Raw genomic sequence first — 304 nt, forward strand, 5'->3', positions numbered from 1 at the left:
ATTCAAAAATCTTAAGATCCTGCTCTCCATAAATATTAATCGCAACAGAATTACCCCTTCTTTCAGAGTGAGCCATTTTTCCGAGCACTCGACCGTCCGGACTTGTGATTCCTTCAATCGCGTGATAAGATCCATTAACATTCCATTCTTCATCCATCGTAATATGTCCTTCAGGACTACAATATTGTGTCGCCACCTGACCATTCGCAAACAACTTGTCAATCCATTCTTCACTCGCAACAAATCGTCCTTCTCCATGAGACGCAGGATTTGTATATACGCCTCCGAGTTTTGCCTCTGCAAG

General features: G+C 42.8%; 1 protein-coding gene. It reads right to left on the minus strand.

Going from position 1 to position 304, the window contains the following annotated elements:
* Window positions 1–304, minus strand: a 304-nt coding sequence (locus NE668_RS09750; RefSeq protein ID WP_256196771.1) for a phosphoribosylformylglycinamidine synthase subunit PurQ, incomplete at both ends; no start/stop codon positions are given.

Source organism: Veillonella parvula (genome assembly GCF_024461875.1).
Lineage (GTDB): Bacteria > Bacillota > Negativicutes > Veillonellales > Veillonellaceae > Veillonella > Veillonella parvula_I.